This window comes from Paenibacillus lautus NBRC 15380, assembly GCF_004000945.1.
Taxonomy (GTDB): Bacteria; Bacillota; Bacilli; order Paenibacillales; family Paenibacillaceae; genus Paenibacillus_AQ; species Paenibacillus_AQ lautus.
In genome coordinates, this window is the sequence record NZ_BIMF01000009.1 from 115,224 (window position 1) to 134,976 (window position 19,753).

The window sequence follows — 19,753 nt, forward strand, 5'->3', positions numbered from 1 at the left end:
CGCCATTCTTTTTTCTGCAAGGTGTTAAGGTTAAAAGTTGTTATGATAAGTCAATTAAAACACATACTTTATTTGACCCCATAGTAATACAAACCTTCATGAAATTCAAAGATTTTATATCATTTCGCTCGTTTCTTGCTTAATTCCCGAAAAATTCCGGCCTATTCGACAAGTTTTTTTCCGAGATACGCTCCAAGTACGTATACTTTTTAAAGTGACATGCGCTATAATTGAGGAAATGTTGATACGAGGTGAACCTACTTGAGCAAGAAGGACTTGGCTCTGCCAAAGTACCAGATGGTAAAAGACTATGTCTTGTCCCAAATTGAGAATCAGGAATTTACGAAGGACGATCGGATACCTAGCGAGTCGGAATTTTCCAAGCTGCTGGATGTCAGCTCCATCACTGTGCGTAAGGCGTTGTCTGAGCTGGTGAACGAGGGCGTGATCTACCGCGTCAGAGGTAAGGGAAGCTTTGTCGCCAGCCAAGCAGCCGTCCCAGAGAAGACCTCCAATCTGGTGGCCTTCGTCATCTCCGGCGTCGACCTGTACGACAGTTCGTATATGCAGATCATGAGAGGCATTCAGTCATTTCTAGGCCAGCATGGCTGCAAGCTGATCATCGAATTCGTGGAGAACGACTTCGAACAGGAACGTGAGCTCATTCTGGGGCTGATTCAAACGGAGCTAAGAGGATTACTCATCTATTCCTCCGATCCCGAAGCTGCTAAGGGCTATCTGGGAGAGATTCGCAAAAAATCGATTCCGTTCGTTATGCTGGATCGTTCCCCTTCCGGCTATCCGGTCAACGTTGTCACCTGTAACAACCATGACGGTGCTTATGAAGCGGTAGAATACTTGATACAGCAAGGACATCGACGAATCGGATTCGCGGCTTACGACTATCATCTGAGCCCGGAGGTTGACCGATATAACGGTTATTGCAACGCCATGTCGAATGCGTCCATTCCGATCCCCGATTCGCTCTTGTTCCTGGATAAGGAACTCGACTATGCTGCACTGGCAAGCCTTATCCACAACGGAGAGCTGACCGCTCTGTTCTGCGCGAACGACAAGCGGGCCCTTGAGGTAATCGAACAGCTCACCGCACTTGACATTCGTATCCCCGAACAAGTATCCCTCATGGGCTTTGACGATTTCGAGAGCTCCAAATTCGCCAAGGTCGCCTTGAGCACCGTGAAGCAATATTTCGATGTCCTCGGCTATGAGAGTGCCAAGCTGCTGTTCGAAATTACCGAAGGCTCGTCTTACGGCAATAAGAAAGTCATGCTGCCTACAAGCTTGGTCATACGTGACACGATCAAGCCCGTCCAAGGTTAAGGCAACGCCAAAAAAGGCAATGGATTCCAGGATGTGCTGGAGTCCATTGCCTTTCATAATGCGGCAAAACATGCTAAAGGAACTGGTTCATTGTCTTTGCGAAAGATCATGGACCAGCCCCTATCTATAATCCTTCAAGCCCATCCACTTCATATCATTTCTGTACTATTCGACGCTGACGGGTACAACACCGCCGATTGCTGCCTAGGCCTAGCATTGTGCACGTACACTAAAAAAGACGAAGTGATCCTCTCTTGCCCTCAAGATCTGCTGTTTCTTCCATAAACGAAATATAAAGTAACGGAGGACATGATCATCAGTATCACCGAATACACCAATGTCAACGCTTTGGTATCTGCTAGCGCCTGCGCATCCGTACTGTTCTTGATGACGATTCCTAACGGCTGGTACAAAGGATGATAGAGGAACACGGTAACGTCATAATCGGCCAAAATTCCGTTGAAATTCAAGGCAAGAACAGCTAGCGTCGACGGTAGAATGATCGGCAGCAATACTTTTCTGAACGTATAGAACGGTTTGGCACCCAAATTCCTTGCAGCGTCTTCCAGATTGCTGTCCAAGCTGAAGAAGGAGGCCTTGACCATTCGCAGGGTGAAAGGAATATGGACGATGACATAAGCAATCAGAAGCATCCAGACCGTGCCAACCAGCACCGTATTCCCGATCATCAGCTTTGGCGTGTTAAAGGTTACGATCAGTCCGATTGCAATCAGCGTTGACGGCAGAATCCACGGAATCAGCAATGCGTATTCCAGGGCAAGCGCCCACTTGTTCTTATATTTATGTAAGATCCTTGACGCGGCCAGCGCCAATGCGACGACAATGACCGAGGCTCCCGCGGCATATAGAATACTTACGAGATAAGGCTTGAATGCCGACATGGATGAAAACACTTGAATGTAATTATTCAACGTGAAGCTGTTCAAATTCAACGTGGCGGTTGAGATACTGGCCGCATCGGTGAACGAAAAGATGATGATCAGCACAACCGGAACGATGTAGAGAACAAACAGGCCGTAAGCCAGAATATGAGCAGCTATGTTACCGGATTTGCTGCGGATTTTTTGTTTGACCAGCTCCGATTTGACTTTGGAGACCGACATGAAGTTGCCCTTACGTTCGAACCGGATCATCACGGTCAACAACACCAGTGTGGCCACTCCGAGAATAAGAGCCAGCAGCGCAGCCAAGTCTCTTGACGTCATGCTTCTCGAGAATGTCAGAATCATCGGCGTAATCGTCTGGAATTCCTTGCCCCCGAGGATTAGCGGCGCGGACGTCGCAGCCAGGCCGGTGAGAAAAGTCAGGATCGTCAGCGCGTAGATCGTAGGCTTCAGGACCGGAAGTACGACCCGCCATAGGATATACCCCGTAGACGCCCCCATATTTCTCGCGGCTTCCACCGTTTGGAAGTCGATTTTGCGAATCGCATTGCTCAGGAACAGAAAGTGATTGGACGTGCAGGCGAACGTCATGACGAATAGAACCGCCCAATAGCCATGAAACCATGTCGTATCAAAAGAAGGGAACAATTGAACTAAAAGCTTGGTCATAAACCCTTCTTCGCCATAGACGAATTTATAGCCGGACACCAGCACGACTCCGCTGTAAATCAGGGTCGTAAAGTAACCCAACCGCAACATCTTCGCGCCTTTGATATCGAAATATTCCGAAATCAAAACCAGCGTAATGCCCACCACATTTACCGTAATGACAAGCGAAAAAGCGAGAATAAAGCTGTTATATAAACTTCTCATCGCGCGTTCGGACGACAGCAGCTTCTCTGCCGCTTCCAGCGTAAATTTGCCGTCCTTAAAGAATATTTCGCCGTAAATATTCAAGTTCGGATAAATCAGAAAGGCAATGACAAACCAGACAATCAACCCGTATAAAAGGATCGAGAAAGGGTTTATGGAAGCCAGCCGGGTGCTCAGGTTCCGGGCATTCATGCTTCCCCCTCCTTCATCGGATATTGCAAAATATCGCGGGCCGGGAGGTAGATGTCTACATCGTCACCGACCTCATGATGGACGAGCGGGCTTTCTATTTCGATGATTTTTAACCGTCCGCCGCCGGCAATCTCCAATACGTACTTGCTGTATAAACCGTAAAATTCCCGGTCCGCGATCTTGCCTTTCAGTTGGATCGCATCGATCCCCTGCAGGGGCAGCAGGCTTACCTTCTCATTGCGGATATAGGCGATATTCCCTGGCTGAACAATATCCTTCAACCGGCTGTTCTCTACCATCCGCGGATCGATCCGATTAATATCTCCTATGAAATTGCATACAAACTCCGTTTGGGATTGATTGTAAACTTCCATGGGCGTGCCCACTTGCTCCAAGACTCCATGATTGAATACTCCAATCCGGTCGGACAGCGTTAATGCTTCTTCCTGGTCGTGCGTGACATAAATCGTTGTGATCCCGAATTTCTTCTGCAATTGTTTCAGCTCATTGCGCAGCTGTACCCGCAGCTTGGCGTCCAAGTTGGATAAAGGCTCGTCCAGTACCAAGATGCTCGGCTTCAAAACCAGCGCCCTGGCAATCGCAACGCGCTGCTGCTGGCCGCCGGATAGTTCCGATACCTTCTTGAACAGCTGATCATCTTTCAGATCAACCTTCCGGGCAATGTCCTTTACCTTCTGGTCCACTTCCGCCTTGGAACACTTCTTGACACGCAAGCCAAAAGCGATATTCTCGTACACATTCATCGTCGGAAACAGAGCATAGCTTTGAAATACCATCCCGATCTCTCTTTTTTCGATCGGCAAACGGGTAATGTCGGTGTCTTTCAGCAGGATCTGTCCGCTCGTAGGCATAATAAACCCGACCAGACTGCGGAGGGTCGTCGTCTTCCCGCAACCCGAGGGACCGAGGAACGTGAAGAATTCCCCTTCCCGAATATGCAAATTAAGGTTTTTGACCGCATGAAATTCTCCGAATTTAATGTCAACGTTCTGGAATGTAATCATATTATTATCTTCCTTTTTGTTGTACTTGAATGAACGGCTGCATATTGGCGTTCCCAATATGCAGCCGGCTTGACTCCATTCCGTTATTTAGTGCATAATCTCCAACTCGATTTTCTCCGCCCACAGATCCATGTTTTCGGCAATAAAGGCCCAATCGAAATCTTGTGGTTTTAACGAAGTAAACAGCTCCTTGACGGAATCATTGGCTTGCTCGACCGCTTTCGTATTTGCCGGCATGGCATTGAACTCAGCCGCAAATTCTCCTTGAATTTCGCTGGATCCGAGCCATTCTACGAACCGCTCCGCCGTTGCCTGTTTCTTCGTTCCGTTCACGAGCGCTGCATGTTCCACGACCATCGGTACGCCGACTTCGGGACTGACAATGCCTGCTTTCACTTTATATTGCTCTTCCTTCTGCTGCAGGGTTCCGGAAACGAGTGCCCCTAGCGGCGTTTTGCCGCTGGCCAAATTGGCATAGAAGTCTTCGCCCTCGACTGCGCTGACGCCGTTGTCATACAATTGCTGAATTTCATTCCAGCCTTCCTCGGATATGCCGAGATCACCATTCGGATCTTGGAAACGGGTCAGAATGCCCGCTACAATAAGACGAGGCGTATTTTGTCCAAGCAGCGTAGGAGCTTCGTACTTCCCTTTGTACGCATCGTTCTTATAAAGGTCGGTCCAGTCCTTTGGCGCGGTTTCGGCCGTGAATTCGTTCGGGTTATACCCAAGCAGAATCGCTTGCTTCACAAGGCCATGATAGTAGCCTTCCGGATCGTTCAAGCCCTGCTCCACATCTCCGGCCCAGCTTGGAACAAACTTAGCCAGAACGTCTTCCTTTTTCAAATTCTCATAAAGCATATTGTTCAAGCCGTATACGACGTCCGCGATCGGGTTGTTCTTCTCGGCAATCAACCGGTTCGTCAAGTCGGCGCCGCCCGCTCCGACAATTTCGATGTCAAAGCCCGCACCTTTCGCTTTCTCAATCAGCCATTCGCCGCGGCCGTCAGAGTTCGCATTCGTGTACACGATCAACTTTTCATTCTGGACCGGTTCCGTAGACGACGATTCCGACCCGGTCGGGGCCCCGGACTCCGAAGTGCCCGAGTTTGCATTGCCGGCATTGTTGCCGCCTCCGCAAGCCGATACAATCACACACATAATGAGAAGTAGCGCCATTGAAAGTTTTCTCATGATTCCCTTAACTCTCCTTTGATCGTGTCATTTTATTTGGTTTAAATGTTGATGATCAACCCGTCATATGCCGGCAAAATTCCGACGGGGCTGAAGATGCGGACAAAATCCTCATGAAGCAGCTTGGAATTATGGCTAAAATGTGTGACGACGATTTGGCCTTCAGGCTTCAGGATATTTTCTTTTTGGAACTCGCGCTGGACTTCCAGCACCGTCTCTACGCACATATGATTGCGGTCGCGGGAGTTCCCCGTATATCCATGCGTGCAGTCGAGGATGGCGCAATCCAGATTTTTGCCCTTTAACCATGCCCATGTCGCATCCGGGAACCAGCCCGAATCGTGCCCGTACAGCAGTTTTTTTCCTTCCTTTTCGATCACGTATAACAGACAGGTTTCCATGCGGTCATGATCCGCCAACAATGGCGTTACCCTTGCATCGCCCATATCGAAGGTCTCAAACGGGCGCAACAGATGGAATTGATACCTTTGTCCTTCAAAGCGGCCGATGGCGGCACGCGTATGATGCATCACCGTACCATTTCCATAAATGTGCATCGGATGCTGAAGGCCGTGCGCAATTCCTTCCCTGCGGCATTCCAAATCAACGGCATTGTAATGGTCCGAATGCGAATGCGTGACCAACAGGTGCTCGATTGCTCCCAGATCGATATTGTCCCGCAGCGCCTGCATATAGGAATCCGGGGAATAGTCAAACTTGATGACATCGTCCAGGATGGCGGAAGTTCGCGTGCGGATATTTTTTCCCCCAAGCTCCCGCGCTTTGTTGCAATGCTCGCAGCGGCAAAAGGCATTGGGAAAGCCCTCTGCGGCTGCAGTTCCTAGAAAGTGAATTTTCAAAGTCATGTCTCCTTGCCACTGTAGTGATCCATTTTACGTCCTGGACTGAACGGATTGTCGTTCTACAATCGATGTTTGAATTTTAATGGTGATTGGATTTTCGTTGGAGTTGCCAACGCGCTTCATCAGCAAATCAACGGCCGATCGGGCAAGCTTCTCGGTATCTTGTCGAACCGTTGTAAGCGGTGTCGGAATATATGCCGCTAACTGAATATCGGAGAACCCGACGATGGACAGCTTTTCAGGAACCGGAATCCCCATTTGCAGTGCGGTGTGAATGGTCGAGATGGCGACATGGTCATCCCCGCACATGATGGCCGTCATCCGGGGGTTGTCCAGAATAAACTGCTCCTGTTCCGGATCGCACTCATTAATGCGGCTGGTATCGCAAGTGACGCTTCGAAAATGAATGTTCTGGATCTTCACCGGAATTTTATGGTCGAGCAGTGCTTGGATATAGCCTTGATACCGTTCCTTCCGGCTTGTGATATTGTCGATCGGATTCGAAGTGTATCCGACTTCCCGGTGCCCCTTCTCGATCAAATACTTCGTCATTTGATAAGAGCCCATATAGTGGTCGTGATACACGCAATCAATCTCCACTTCATGGAAAATACGATCGATGATCACCAGCGGCAGTTTGCGCAGCTTTAGTCGCAGCACCTGATCGCTGCAGGTCTTCCGCCCCTGAGGAAACAGAATGATACCGGTGATCCCTCCTTCGGCCAGCCTTTCCAGACAAAGATCCTCATCGTCGCAGTCCTTCGTCATTTTTAAAATGAGGTCGCACCCGTGCTTTCGCACTTCAGCCTCGGCGGCGGCGATGATTCTGGAAGTGTAATCGGATAGATGGGGCATAATGAGTGCGATCTGTCCAACCAGCCTGTCCACGTTAGGCGCCGCCTCGGTGACCTGGGGAGAAGTTCCTCCATCGGCCATCAATCCTTCTATCGGCTGGGCAAGGAAGGTCCCTCTCCGGGGCAGGCGGTACACCAGTCCTTGCTCTGCCAGCTTTTGAAGCGCCAGCTTGCTCGTCATTCGACTCACGCCGAACAGCTTGGCAAGCTCTCCTTCGGATGGAACAGGATCATGCGGCCGCAGCCTACGACTTTGAATAATCTCGATTACCTGATCAGCCACCCGGTGATATAATTGATTCTGTTTAATCAAACGTACATCTTTCATCAAATTATCCCTCTAATCGTTGAGTCGACTCGTAATCCGCAAGGGATCTGATTTAAACTTAATGAATGTCACTGACATATTCAATGATATATTTGTAAAAGCCTTGTAAATTCTATGTTAAATCTTAATGCTGCGGTCTTGAATCATAAATTATATATCAGTGATTTGTTCATTCGCTTCATAGGTTTGCTTCAAAAAAGCGCCCCGCAAGCCTTGAAGTAAAGGCTTGTGGGACGCTTTGCTTTTTATTGCCGGGTAAATTCTGCCCGGTCAAAGTTTCCGATATATTTATAGGGCGGAATCGGTTGAGTCGGTCAAAACAAAATACACATGCGAACGCCTGTGAGCGCCTCCGTCAGCTGTCCGGCTGGCGCCTGACAACCATCTGTACCTGCTTATTACGTCCACTCGTGCAACCAATCCTCTTCTGTCAGCGTAATAAAGGAAGACACACACGCTGGAAAAATGGTCGTATTCTTCTAGTCATGCAGTCATCGTCATCAGGTAACCTTCTCCACCAAGGCGATCAACATCCTGGGGGCGGTGCACCAACCTGGTTGCTCTATTGGCAAGGACCATTTTCTCGAAAGTTGTTTTTACACGTAGCCGCTATAAAAATCTATTTGAAAGAAGGAAGATCGCATGATTATTACAACGACATCCACCATTGAAGGTTACCCTGTTCAAAGGTATATCGGTATTGTGACCGGCGAAGTCATTATGGGTGCTAATGTAGTGAGGGACTTTCTGGCCTCCATTACCGATATTGTCGGCGGGCGCTCGGGGGCATACGAAAACAAGCTGCAGGAAGCAAGGGATGCAGCGTTTGTCGAGATGGAAGATCGAGCCGTGCGCTTGGGGGCAAACGCCATTATAGCAGTGGACATCGACTATGAAGTTATTCGTGAGGGAATGCTGATGGTGGCCGTCAGCGGAACCGCAGTGGTGGTATAGCGGGTACAGTGTCAATTTCCGTATAGTATATAAGTTCTTGTCGTTGAGTTATGACAAGAACTTATATACTTTGCCGTCTTTGGTATCTCAAATCTTAATAAAAAAATCCCATCATTCATAATGGATGGGATTTTTTTAGACCTTTAATTTTGAAACGTATTTATCAACGTATTGTTGAAGTTTTGTTTAAGACATGTGATAGAATTTAATTTTATTTTAAATATCTTTTTGAGATATAAAGTTGAATTGGACTATTTTCTATGGATATATTGTACTTGAATGCAATCTCAGGAAAGCAACTATTATTCATTTTGTTGATTCCATTCCAATTACCGCATCCAGATTTCTGCGTGTCTCTGTGCAAATTGTTGGAAGGAGACAGGCGCCTTCCCAGTCACCCTCATTACAGTATCAGTACTTAGATCTTCCGCTCCTTCCTCGCGAATTTTACGGTCGAGTCCCGTCATGATCTCAGCATAAGACGGCACCCTTTGGAGACATGCACGGAACTCCAGGTACCGTCTTCTTTTTTTCAGATCCGGGTTGATTATACCTGAATCCAAGCGTTAGCCAGTAAAAGTGCTCCCCGAGCAGCCGCGGTATCGGCCAAATCGTTTAACATCACGAAGTCATGGATGATGCCTTGGAAGCGAACAGCCGTTACTCTAACTCCGGCTTCCCGCAGTTTATTGGCATACGCTTCACCCTCGTCCCGCAATACATCGGCTTCGCCTGTAATTACCAGAGCTTCAGGAAGCCCAGCCAATTGCTCAGTTGTCGCTTGCAGAGGAGATGCGTAAATTTCTTTTCTTTGCTCCGGATCCGTCGTGTATTGATCCCAGAACCATTGCATCGCGTCGCGACGCAAAAAGTAACCTTCGGCGAATTGTATGTAGGAATCGTTGTCGAATGAAGCGTCCGTTACCGGGTAGAACAACAATTGTTTGTGAATCTTCGGCCCTTTTCGATCTTTGGCCATCAGCGTAATGGCTGCGCTCATGTTGCCTCCGACGCTATCACCGGCTACTACAATACGGTTGGTATCGAATCCGTATTGGCTCCCGTTCTCTGCCACCCAGTCGAGTGCCGCGTACACTTCTTCGATCGCTACCGGATAGCGATTCTCGGGAGATAAGCTGTAATTTGTGAACACAACTGCAGATTGGGAGCCAACGGCCAATTCGCGGATCAGTCGATCATGCGTATGTACGTTACCGAATACCCAGCCGGCTCCGTGTGTGTACAGAATAACCGGAAGCACGCTCGGTGCATTCTGCGGGCGGACAATGGTAAGAGACACACTACCCTTAGGGCCGCCGTTAATGGTCAATTCTTCTATTTCAACCGGCAATTTATTCACAGAACCGGATTGGACTTGATCGACGACTTCGCGGCCTTTCACCGGGCCATGATCAAACAAATAGGGAGGGTTGGCTGTCGCCTCCGCAAATTGTTTAGCAGCTGTTTCGAGTACGACTTTATTTGTCATTTTAAAAACTCCTGTCTCTTCTTTGGATTTGTTAAATTAAATTTTGCAATATATTTGTGAATATAACATTTGTTCTGAGATTTGTCTTACTTTACCATAAAATAAGTTATCAACATCCATATTACCAAGTATTCACTGAAGGTGAATAGGTGTTTCAATTTTTAAAATCACATTTAGGTTTAGATAGCTAAAAAAGATTCATGTAACACACTTCCTTCTAATTAATTTTAGCAATCTAATATTCCCATTGTATTGCAAAGAATCCGGCAATGTAATTACGCACATATTTGTAACTTAAAAAATGATTTGCTATCTAAGATCAGGAATTCATTCCTGTCCATATAATAGTATTTATGAACTAATTTGGGAGGTATAAAACAATAATCTGACTTTTTGTTTGTAAATCTAAGGAGCCTTTCAATACTGTGGTACCCCGATAGTTCAATGTAGCGTGACGCGGATCTTGTTCATTGCCAAGCCAATCCGGAGTTTAAAACCGAAGATTTTCTTCAGAGCGGTTGATATGCGCACGAATATCTCTCACGCCTTCCGAACAGAAGGCGAGTAAAATACGTCACCATGCATATGTTGAAATTTGTCCCAGTTGCCGGGATTGGTCGTGTCTGGAGCGCGGTGCTCCAGAATGGCCTGATATAGGACGGTTTTTTGTTCCAAATGGGCAATGTGCTGTTTGGCTTCTTCGAGCTTAACGAGCGCCGCTTCTTTATGCTCCATTATGAGTGTGTAGCGTTGCGGAATGGTCGAATCCCCTTCGAGGCAGAGGTCGACGTACGTTTTAATGACTTCAATCGGCATCCCGGATTGCTTGAGGCATTTGACGCCATGCAGCCAGTTGATCGATTCTTCGTCGAACATCCGAATGTTGTTTTGATTGCGCTGTACGCTTGGCACCAGGCCTTTATCCGTATAAAAGCGCACGGCGTGCTCGGTAAGTCCCGTAATCAGGGCGGCTTCTTTGACCGTATGCATGTGTAATCCTCCTTGGAAAATAAATTTTTGAAGACGGCTTGACTTCGTGTAACACGAAGGCGGTAGGCTTATTGTAACGCAAATCGACCGTAAGCGGAAGCCCCGCTGAGGTGCCCGATTCACGGGATTCGCGGCCGTATGCCGTTTTACATTTGAACCATGGGAGGAATTACAATGCAAACTGTAACATTGAACAACGGAGTGAAAATGCCGATCATCGGCTTCGGTGTCTACCAAATTCCCGATGCTGAAGAATGCGAGAATGCGGTATATGAAGCGCTGATGGCCGGTTACCGCCTGATCGACACCGCCGCCGGTTATCTGAATGAGGAAGCGGTCGGACGCGCGATCAAGCGCAGCGGCGTACCGCGTGAAGAGCTGTTCATCACGACCAAGCTCTGGGTTCAGGATGCCGGCTACGAGAGTGCCAAGCTGGCGTTTGCCAAATCCTTGAGGAAGCTGCAGCTCGACTATCTCGATCTGTACCTTATTCACCAGCCGTTTGGCGATTACTACGGCGCTTGGCGTGCGATGGAAGACCTGTACCGCGAAGGCAAAATCAAAGCGATCGGTGTCAGCAACTTCCTGCCCGAACGACTTATGGACCTCATCGTGCATAACAAAATCGTGCCCGCCGTCAACCAGATCGAAACGCACCCGTTCTACCAGCAAATCGAGAACACCGCTTTTATGAAAGAGCAGGGAGTGCAGCACCAATCGTGGGGGCCGCTCGCTGAAGGACGCAACAACATGTTTGGCAACGAAGTGCTGACCTCGATCGCGGAAAAATACAACAAGTCCGTCGCTCAGGTCGTGCTGCGCTGGCTTGTTCAACGTGAAGTCGTTGTCATTCCAAAATCGGTGAGAAAAGAGCGGATCGTCGAAAACTTCAACATTTTCGACTTTGCGTTGTGCGCGGACGATATCGAACAAATTTCCACCCTCGATACGCGGGAAAGTCTTTTCTTATCGTACCGCGATCCGGAAGTCGCCAAGATGATGGGCAACTGGAAAGTCGATCTGTAAACCTTGATCGAACCGTAAACTCATTACGCGTTTATCCTCATCTATAAAGAAAGGACAGGGCGCCCCTGTCCTTTCTTTACTTGAATTGCAAATTCTAAGAATAGTAAAACTGCTGCTACCGGTGTAACAAAATCTATTACCCCCACCAATACCTATCTCTCACGCAAAGAGCGAGGCATATCATTTAACTCGATATTGTTCATACTGTTTCGTGATGTTCACTTTCAGAGATTCCCAACGCACAAGCGTTTCGGCCAACTTTGTAACCGCATCCTGAAACAGTTGGTTCTCCTCCCCTATCACGGTGGTGTATTCATTGTCACTCATTTGTTTGACGATATCAATGGGAGAGGCTTGTTTGTCCTGGATAGGATCAGGTCGCGAAACTTTTGTCTTTTCTTTGTACCCGATCGTGGTAACCACGATGCCAAGGCCTAAGACCCTAAATAATTGCTTGTACTTAAAACGAGCTGGCATGGATCAGTCTGTTCGAACCCATCCAATAAAACAAGCTGCGCCGGGAACCCCGACGCTGCTTGTTTTCATGATTTAAATTGATTACCCAACTTCATTGTATTCAATTTCGTCCCCAATTCGTCCCCAATCCCATTTATGTAAATTACTAAAAAGGTATTAAAAAACAAAAAAACCCTTGATGTACCATCAAGGGTTTTCTTCATATGGAGCCTAGGGGGATCGAACCCCTGACCTCATCGCTGCCAGCGATGCGCTCTCCCAGCTGAGCTAAGGCCCCGTAAGCGACTTCTATATCATATAAAAAATCAGCAGGCATGTCAACATGTTTTTCACATTTTTTGATGACGTGCTGTATCCCTTTTACTTCTCTATATCATGTCACTTATCGATGATGAGGATGGGCGCCATGGGAGCACCGGAAGAGCACCTGGATCACGCGGAACCCCGGCGCTCTTACAGCTCCTGACCGTCCGTATCCTTGGACAGCAGGCTTTTCAGTTCCTTCATAAACATATTGATATCCTTGAACTGCCGGTACACGGATGCAAACCGGACGTAAGCTACTTCGTCGACCGGATATAACCGTTCCATCAGAAGCTCCCCGATCTGGCGGCTCTCCACCTCTGCTGCTGCGGTATTTCGCAGTGCCTTCTCAACATCCGATACGATCATATCCAGCTGGTCCACCGATACCGGACGCTTCTCGCATGCACGTATCAAACCGCGGAGTACCTTCTCCCGGCTGAATTCTTCACGGCTTCCGTCCTTCTTCACGACGATCAGCGGCGTTTCCTCCACCATCTCAAAGGTTGTGAATCTCTTGCTGCACTGCTCGCATTCCCTGCGGCGGCGGATGGATTTATTCTCGTTGGCAGGCCTGGAATCAAGCACTTTCGTCCCGGCATAACTGCAATATGGACACTTCATAAAGTCAACTTCACTTCCTTCGTTTCAGCGTATTTTAGCCTTAATGGCGCTAAAGAAAAATTTACCAGCAAAACTTTTTTCTTTTATGTTATGAAAATGCGAAACCCGAGACATAATACTTTTACCAACCCAAGGAGGTGAACTTAACATGGCACAAAGCAACAACAACTCCAACAACCTGGTTGTTCCTCGCGCAAACGCTGCTCTTGAGCAATTGAAGTACGAGGTAGCTCAAGAACTTGGTATCTCCATTCCACAAGACGGATACCAAGGTAACATGACTTCCTACGAGAACGGTTCGATCGGGGGATACATCACAAAGCGTCTTGTAACCCTGGCCGAGCAACAATTGGCTGGTCAATTCTCCGGTCAATAATTGATTCTTCCTTAAAAAAGGAGTGTTGGACGGCTCGATGTAAGAGCCTGTCCAGCGCTCTTTTTTCGTTAAAAGCCGTCCTTATACACATCCGTATATTGATTATAATAATAAATCACGCGCTGTACATAGTGACGGGTTTCCCCGATGGGAATACTCTTCACATTCTCGTAGGTCCCATCCCACATGCCCTTGTTGATCCAATTCTTGACGTTCCCGGGGCCTGCATTATAGGCAGCGATGGCGGCAATCGGATTGCCGTCCATTTCCTTGTGCAGGTTCTGAATATACCAGGTGCCGAGCTGGATATTCGCGTCCACTTCATTCTTCACGCTCAGCAGGTTCACCGACGGCAGCTTGGCCATTTCCATCGCCCAGTTCGCCGTATCCGGCATCAGCTGCATAATGCCCAGCGCGCCTTTCTTGGACTCCTTACCCGGTTTGAAGTTCGTTTCTACTCGTATAATGGAAGCCACCAGGAATGGATCAACCTCATAATAAGCGGCATGCTTCCGAATTTCATCCTTATAATGAATCGGATACAGCAAGGTCATCCAGTTCGAGCTCAGAAACAGCAGCGCTACAAAAGAAACAAACAGCAGGAGCAGCACTCTTTTTTTACGGAGCCACTTCATAACCGAACCAACCTGCCCCACAGGTTGTCCACCTGCTGCTGTGTTTCGGCCAATGTTCCGCTGTTATCGATGAGGATATCCGCCAGACGCTTCTTCTCCTCGATATCCATCTGGCTGTTTAAACGCGCTTCTGCCGCTTCCCGGTTAAGATCATCGCGCACCATCAGGCGCTCAAGCTGCAGCTCTCGCGGTACATAAACGACAGCAATCTGGTCAAGATAAGAATACTGCTCCCTTGCCTCAAGCAGCAGCGGAATATCCGCTACCACGAGCCGGTCGGGATACTGCCGCTCATATGCTTCCGTCCGTTCCCGGATTTCCTGCCGGATCGCCGGATGCGTGATCTCATTCAACACCGTTCTCTGCTCGGGATGATGGAAGATCAATTCCCCGAGTTTTTTTCGATTCAACGTACCGTCCTCAAACAGGATCGCTTGTCCAAAATGTTCGGTCACTTTACCCAGCACCGGATGACCCGGGAGCATGACTTCCCGGGCGATGAGATCCGCATCGACGAGAAGTGCTCCCTTCATGGTCAACATAGAGGACACGGTGCTCTTGCCTGTTGCAATTCCTCCGGTTAAACCGATATTCATGACTTCACCTCATAACAGCTTCATTATACCCATGACGATTAACAAAAAAGCAGGCAAATAAGAGATAAAACGCATGCCGCCCTTGGATGCAAAGCGTAAACCAACCCTCATGCCCAGCACCAGGAATATCCCGCTAAACAAGGAAACGACAGCTGCCGTACCTAGCGGTGAGAAGCCCAGCATCGCAGCGCCAAGTCCTGCTCCGAACGCATCGAGCGATAACGCGATCCCGAGCCACATCGCCTCCCACGGGGAGATGCTACCGGAGTCGTCCAGATCCGCTTTTGATGGACTGCGGAGAATTTGAATGACAACGCCGATCTTCGGAATCTCAAGAGAGAATACCGCCCGCTGAACATGCTCTTGACCTGCCGTGTTAACCTCACGTCGTGATTTCACTTGATAGTCAGCCGCCTTCGTTTCCATAAGGGACTGGGAAATATCCCTATTAGAAACCGGCTGCACATCAGACTCGTTTTTTCTGCGAACTTGCTGATATAGAGACCATAAGCCCAGCAGAATCAAAATGGCGGCTCCGATCACGGACGCCACAGATGGGGATAAGAACCGCTGCAACAGCGCGCCTGCCTGCATGGAGGCGCCAAGCACCAAGCCGGAACATAGCGAGATGATCAATACAGACAGCAGCGGTATCCTTGTTTTGCGCAGACCGTATGTAACCCCCGCGCCAAATCCGTCCAGGCTTAATGCCATGGCCAGCAGCGCAGACGAGAAAATATGACTGAGCACCCTTTTCCCTCCTCGTAAGCTCCACATCAAGCGGCTCATTCATGAAGAAGAGCAGCTCCATGCGCTCCACATATGTTCCACATTATATGTGTAGGGAAAGGAATGGGTGCACGCCTATTGGATTACTTCTTTACCGGCTGACACTTCGGACAGAAATGGGTCCCCCGTCCGCCAACCACGATCTTATGAATCGGTCCGCCGCATGTATGACACGGCTTGTCCTTCCGTCCGTAAATCTGATGACTATGCTGGAACATCCCCATTTCACCCTGTCCATTGACATAGGACTTAATGGAAGATCCACCCGCGTCTACGGCTTCGGACAGTGTATCCACGATCGCATGATACAGTCGCTTGAGCTCGGCATCCTTCAGGCTGTTAGCATTACGCTCGGGATGAATCTTGGCTCGAAACAATGCCTCATCGACATATATATTGCCGATGCCGACCACATATGCCTGATTCAGCAGCACCGCCTTAATCTTCGTTTTCTTGCTGCCGATGACTTCCTTGAAGGTTCCGAATGTAAACGTATCATCCAGCGGCTCATACCCCAGCTTGGCAAGCGGAGCATGCTGGAACTCTTCCCCTGTTGCAAAGAGATGCATCGTTCCGAATTGGCGTACGTCCTTATAGCGCAGCTCCGTGCCGTCCGAGAAATGGAATATGACATGGGTGTGCTTTTCCACCGGCTCCTCGGCAGGGTACAGCCCGTAACGCCCTTCCATCCGAAGATGCGACACGATCACCAGTCCGTCCAGCAATATCCGCAAAAATTTCCCGCGGCGCTCTACGCCTTCCACGGTGTGATCCTTCAACATAAACGCAAAGGCCTCAATATCGTCAGGACGCTGAATAATCCGCGGCAGATGTACGGATACATGATCTATATGCTTACCTTTAATCAATTGGTTAAGTGTTCGTTTCACGGTTTCTACTTCCGGCAATTCCGGCATAATGACTTCACCTCATCTCCCATTATACCGGAAGTTGGGACAGAGCGGGACCATGGTTTTGTGGAAAGGTATGGTGCATATGGCCCCCCCTCTTCACGCCATGATCCCTATAAACAATCCTCTATCGGCTGGCACCGTGTGCAGCTTTACTTCGCTTCGTACCAGTTATCGCCATAGCTGACTTCCGATTTCAGCGGTACCGACAGCTTCAGTGCCTGACTCATCACGTCCGGCACCAATTCCTTCATGATCTCCAGCTCATCCTCCGGCACCTCGAACACCAATTCATCATGCACCTGAAGCAGCATGCGGCTCTTCAATTGACGATCATGCAGCGCCTTGTCCATATGGACCATGGCCAGCTTGATAATGTCCGCAGCGGTTCCCTGAATCGGCGTATTCATCGCCGTCCGCTCGGCAAAAGACCGCAAGTTGAAGTTGCTAGCGTTAATCTCCGGCAGATAGCGTCTGCGTTCAAGCAATGTTTTCACATAACCATCTTGCTTCGCCTGTTTGACGATCACGTCCATATAACGCCGCACACCCTGGAATACCTCGAAATACTGGTCGATGAACGCGGCGGCTTCCTTCCGGGTAATATTCAGGTTCTGGGACAAGCCATAGTCGCTGATTCCATACACAATGCCGAAGTTAACCGCCTTCGCGGATCGGCGCATATTGGAGTCCACCTCATCCACGCCGACTCCAAACACGTCCATCGCGGTCTTGGTGTGGATGTCCATATCGTGGACGAAGGCTTCCTTCAGCCGCTCATCATCCGAGATATGCGCAAGCACGCGCAGTTCAATCTGGGAGTAGTCCGCCGCCAAAATGCTCCAGCCCGGCTCGGACGGAACGAAGACCTTGCGCAGCTTGCGGCCCTCCTCCAGACGGATCGGAATGTTCTGCAAATTCGGGTATTGGCTGCTCAGACGCCCCGTTGCGGCAATCGTCTGGCGATAGTACGTATGCACTTTACCAGTCTGTGATGAAATCTCCTTCAGAAGACCTTCCACATAGGTGGACTGCAGCTTGGCCAAGGTACGATACTTCAGAATCAAACGGACAATATCGTGATAAGGCGCCAGCTTCTCCAGCACCTCGGCATCGGTAGAATAACCGGTTTTGGTCTTCTTGATGACCGGAAGCTCCAGTTTCACAAACAGGATCTCGCCCAGCTGTTTAGGCGAATTGAGATTGAATTCCGTCCCGGCAATCTCATAAATCTCATGAACGAGCTTCTCGATCTGTTCTTCAAACTCGCGACCCAGCTCCTTCAAATCCTCCGCATTAACGGCAATGCCCTGCTTCTCCATATCGGCCAGAATGCGGGACAGCGGCATCTCCAGCTCATGGAACAGCGGCAGCATTTCATTGGCAGCCAATTCCTTCTCCTGAACGGGTACCAATTCGGATACGGCCAAACATTTTCTGGCCATGTGCTCACTGAGCTTCTCCATATCGGGAACCTTGTACTTTGCTCCTTTACCGAACACGTCCTCATCGGCTTGAAGATACGCAAGCCCGTATTTGGAGGCCAGGCCGCTAAGGCTTTGATTGGATTCGGTCGGGTCCAGCAGGTATGCAGCCAGATGAACGTCGAATGCCGCGCCGGCAAAAGCGATGCCCTGCCAATGGAGGGCCAAATCAATGCGGTGCAGATCATAACCGCGTTTAGGGATCTCGCTGTCGGCAAGCCAAGTACGGACAGGCTCGGCCTCTTCCGACTTCAGAACCTCAAACGGAATGAAGTACTGTCGTTCCTCTGTAGCGAGCGCGAGTCCGATCACCTCGGCATGATGAGGGTTGTCCCCATGCGTCTCTACATGGAGTACGGTCACCTGGGTCAGATTATCGGCAACCTCCTTAAGCCCCTTCGTGTCCACAAGGGTCACGTCAATCTTCGCTTCGGGCTTCGATTCAGCCGCATCTCCGCCCATTCCGCTTGTGCTCAGGTTTAACCGTTCAATTAGCGATTTAAACTCCAGCTTCGCCAGTGCAGGTCCTGCCGTCTCTTCATTCAGGCCTGTAAATGCCATTTCATCCAGCGACTGCTCCAGCGGTACTTCGCGGAAGATCGTAGCCAGCTTCTTGCTGAGTATGGCGGAATCGGCATGCTCTTCGATTTTCTCTTTCATCTTGCCCTTCAGTTCATCTGTGCGTGACACCACGGCTTCAACGGACCCAAATTCATGAAGCAGCTTCAGGGCCGTCTTCTCACCCACTCCAGGAACGCCGGGAATGTTATCGGATGCATCGCCCATTAGTCCCTTAAGGTCGATAATCTGATCAGGCGTCAGGTTATATCGCTCCTTAATCTGTTCTGGTCCGTAATACTCGATATCGGTAACGCCCTTGCGGACCATCGCGATCGTAGTATGCTCCGAAGCCAGCTGCAGCATATCCTTATCCCCGGATACGACCATCACCTTCCGGCCGGCTTCGTCAGCCTGACGGGTAATGGTGCCGATAATGTCATCGGCCTCATAACCGCCGATTTCAAACTGGGATACGCCTAGGCCTTTCAGCAGCTCCTTCAGCAAAGGGAATTGTCCGGAGAGCTCGGGAGGTGTCTTCTGGCGACCACCCTTGTAATCCTGAAAATCCGCATGCCGGAACGTTTCCTTGCCTGCATCGAATGCGACCATCATATGGGTCGGTTTATGCTCCTCAATCAAGCGAAGCAGCATGGTTGTAAAGCCGTAAACCGCATTCGTCTGCTGTCCGCTGGCATTAGTCAGCGGCGGCATCGCGAAGAATGCCCGGTAAATGATATTATTTCCATCAATTAAAATCAGCTTGTCCATAGAACACCTCGCACCAATATTACTTCCTTTCCACATGATAACATAGGTTACCGTCAATTCCGAACAATCCGTTCGATTAACGATGATTTCCTAATAATACGCAAAATAACCCCACAAAGTGGAGCCTATCGCTTCGATGCTTATTCCAAATACTTTGCGGGGGCCCCCAATATATAAATGCGATTCAAGAATTGC

Annotated in this window: 18 protein-coding genes and 1 tRNA gene; 4 read left to right on the top strand and 15 right to left on the bottom strand. The window is 49.1% G+C overall.

The window, feature by feature from the left end:
* The first annotated feature begins 261 nt into the window (after window positions 1–261).
* Window positions 262–1,341, top strand: a complete 1,080-nt coding sequence (locus PLA01S_RS17175) for a substrate-binding domain-containing protein (protein WP_127593284.1) — start codon at window positions 262–264, stop codon at window positions 1,339–1,341.
* Window positions 1,342–1,601: 260 nt separating this feature from the next.
* On the opposite strand, the gene PLA01S_RS17180 is transcribed toward PLA01S_RS17175, so the two are convergent.
* The 5 genes from PLA01S_RS17180 to PLA01S_RS17200 form a co-directional block, all read right to left on the bottom strand.
* The gene (locus tag PLA01S_RS17180; protein WP_127593285.1) at window positions 1,602–3,311 is read right to left on the bottom strand and encodes an ABC transporter permease; all 1,710 of its coding nucleotides are present in this window, start codon (window positions 3,309–3,311) and stop codon (window positions 1,602–1,604) included.
* Window positions 3,308–4,336 carry an ABC transporter ATP-binding protein gene (locus PLA01S_RS17185; protein WP_127593286.1) on the bottom strand — a complete coding sequence of 343 codons (1,029 nt, stop codon included), beginning with the start codon at window positions 4,334–4,336 and terminating at the stop codon, window positions 3,308–3,310. Before PLA01S_RS17185 ends, PLA01S_RS17180 begins: the two co-directional genes overlap by 4 nt.
* An 87-nt stretch (window positions 4,337–4,423) precedes the next feature.
* Window positions 4,424–5,530 carry an extracellular solute-binding protein gene (locus PLA01S_RS17190; RefSeq protein ID WP_164817450.1) on the bottom strand — a complete coding sequence of 369 codons (1,107 nt, stop codon included), beginning with the start codon at window positions 5,528–5,530 and terminating at the stop codon, window positions 4,424–4,426.
* Between the two features lie 41 nt (window positions 5,531–5,571).
* Complete coding sequence (locus PLA01S_RS17195; RefSeq protein WP_127593288.1) at window positions 5,572–6,390, bottom strand: MBL fold metallo-hydrolase; 819 nt, start codon at window positions 6,388–6,390, stop codon at window positions 5,572–5,574.
* A 33-nt stretch (window positions 6,391–6,423) separates the two neighbouring features.
* Window positions 6,424–7,575, bottom strand: coding sequence for a GntR family transcriptional regulator (locus PLA01S_RS17200; RefSeq protein WP_127593289.1), 1,152 nt, complete (start codon window positions 7,573–7,575; stop codon window positions 6,424–6,426).
* Between the two features lie 642 nt (window positions 7,576–8,217).
* Between PLA01S_RS17200 and PLA01S_RS17205 the strand changes: the two genes are divergently transcribed.
* Complete coding sequence (locus PLA01S_RS17205; RefSeq protein ID WP_076323519.1) at window positions 8,218–8,529, top strand: YbjQ family protein; 312 nt, start codon at window positions 8,218–8,220, stop codon at window positions 8,527–8,529.
* Window positions 8,530–9,076: 547 nt separating this feature from the next.
* Here the strand turns inward: PLA01S_RS17205 and PLA01S_RS17210 are convergent.
* A complete protein-coding gene (locus PLA01S_RS17210) occupies window positions 9,077–10,018 on the bottom strand; it encodes an alpha/beta hydrolase (protein ID WP_127593290.1) in 942 nt (313 codons plus the stop codon).
* A gap of 540 nt (window positions 10,019–10,558) precedes the next feature.
* Entirely contained in the window at window positions 10,559–11,008 is a 450-nt protein-coding gene (locus PLA01S_RS17215; protein ID WP_127593291.1) for a MerR family transcriptional regulator, read from the bottom strand.
* A gap of 174 nt (window positions 11,009–11,182) precedes the next feature.
* Between PLA01S_RS17215 and PLA01S_RS17220 the strand changes: the two genes are divergently transcribed.
* A complete protein-coding gene (locus PLA01S_RS17220) occupies window positions 11,183–12,034 on the top strand; it encodes an aldo/keto reductase (RefSeq protein ID WP_127593292.1) in 852 nt (283 codons plus the stop codon).
* A gap of 180 nt (window positions 12,035–12,214) precedes the next feature.
* Here PLA01S_RS17220 and PLA01S_RS17225 read toward each other — a convergent pair whose 3' ends face one another.
* The 3 genes from PLA01S_RS17225 to nrdR form a co-directional block, all read right to left on the bottom strand.
* Window positions 12,215–12,511 carry a hypothetical protein gene (locus PLA01S_RS17225; RefSeq protein WP_127593293.1) on the bottom strand — a complete coding sequence of 99 codons (297 nt, stop codon included), beginning with the start codon at window positions 12,509–12,511 and terminating at the stop codon, window positions 12,215–12,217.
* Between the two features lie 204 nt (window positions 12,512–12,715).
* Window positions 12,716–12,788 (bottom strand) — tRNA-Ala (locus PLA01S_RS17230).
* Window positions 12,789–12,964: 176 nt separating this feature from the next.
* A complete protein-coding gene (gene nrdR, locus PLA01S_RS17235; RefSeq protein ID WP_071218088.1) occupies window positions 12,965–13,438 on the bottom strand; it encodes a transcriptional regulator NrdR in 474 nt (157 codons plus the stop codon).
* A 148-nt stretch (window positions 13,439–13,586) separates the two neighbouring features.
* Here nrdR and PLA01S_RS17240 point away from each other — a divergent pair, with 148 nt between their 5' ends.
* Window positions 13,587–13,814 carry an alpha/beta-type small acid-soluble spore protein gene (locus tag PLA01S_RS17240; protein ID WP_053492022.1) on the top strand — a complete coding sequence of 76 codons (228 nt, stop codon included), beginning with the start codon at window positions 13,587–13,589 and terminating at the stop codon, window positions 13,812–13,814.
* Between the two features lie 68 nt (window positions 13,815–13,882).
* On the opposite strand, the gene PLA01S_RS17245 is transcribed toward PLA01S_RS17240, so the two are convergent.
* The 5 genes from PLA01S_RS17245 to polA all read right to left on the bottom strand — a co-directional run bounded on the left by PLA01S_RS17245 (window position 13,883) and on the right by polA (window position 19,558).
* Window positions 13,883–14,449 carry a lytic transglycosylase domain-containing protein gene (locus tag PLA01S_RS17245; protein WP_100539503.1) on the bottom strand — a complete coding sequence of 189 codons (567 nt, stop codon included), beginning with the start codon at window positions 14,447–14,449 and terminating at the stop codon, window positions 13,883–13,885.
* A complete protein-coding gene (coaE, locus tag PLA01S_RS17250) occupies window positions 14,446–15,045 on the bottom strand; it encodes a dephospho-CoA kinase (protein ID WP_127593294.1) in 600 nt (199 codons plus the stop codon). Before coaE ends, PLA01S_RS17245 begins: the two co-directional genes overlap by 4 nt.
* A 9-nt stretch (window positions 15,046–15,054) precedes the next feature.
* Window positions 15,055–15,795 carry an MntP/YtaF family protein gene (locus PLA01S_RS17255; RefSeq protein ID WP_127593295.1) on the bottom strand — a complete coding sequence of 247 codons (741 nt, stop codon included), beginning with the start codon at window positions 15,793–15,795 and terminating at the stop codon, window positions 15,055–15,057.
* A 122-nt stretch (window positions 15,796–15,917) separates the two neighbouring features.
* Window positions 15,918–16,751 (bottom strand): DNA-formamidopyrimidine glycosylase, encoded by an 834-nt coding sequence (gene mutM / locus PLA01S_RS17260; protein ID WP_100538783.1) that lies wholly within the window; start codon window positions 16,749–16,751, stop codon window positions 15,918–15,920.
* Window positions 16,752–16,897: 146 nt separating this feature from the next.
* Window positions 16,898–19,558, bottom strand: a complete 2,661-nt coding sequence (polA, locus tag PLA01S_RS17265) for a DNA polymerase I (protein ID WP_127593296.1) — start codon at window positions 19,556–19,558, stop codon at window positions 16,898–16,900.
* Window positions 19,559–19,753 lie beyond the last annotated feature (195 nt).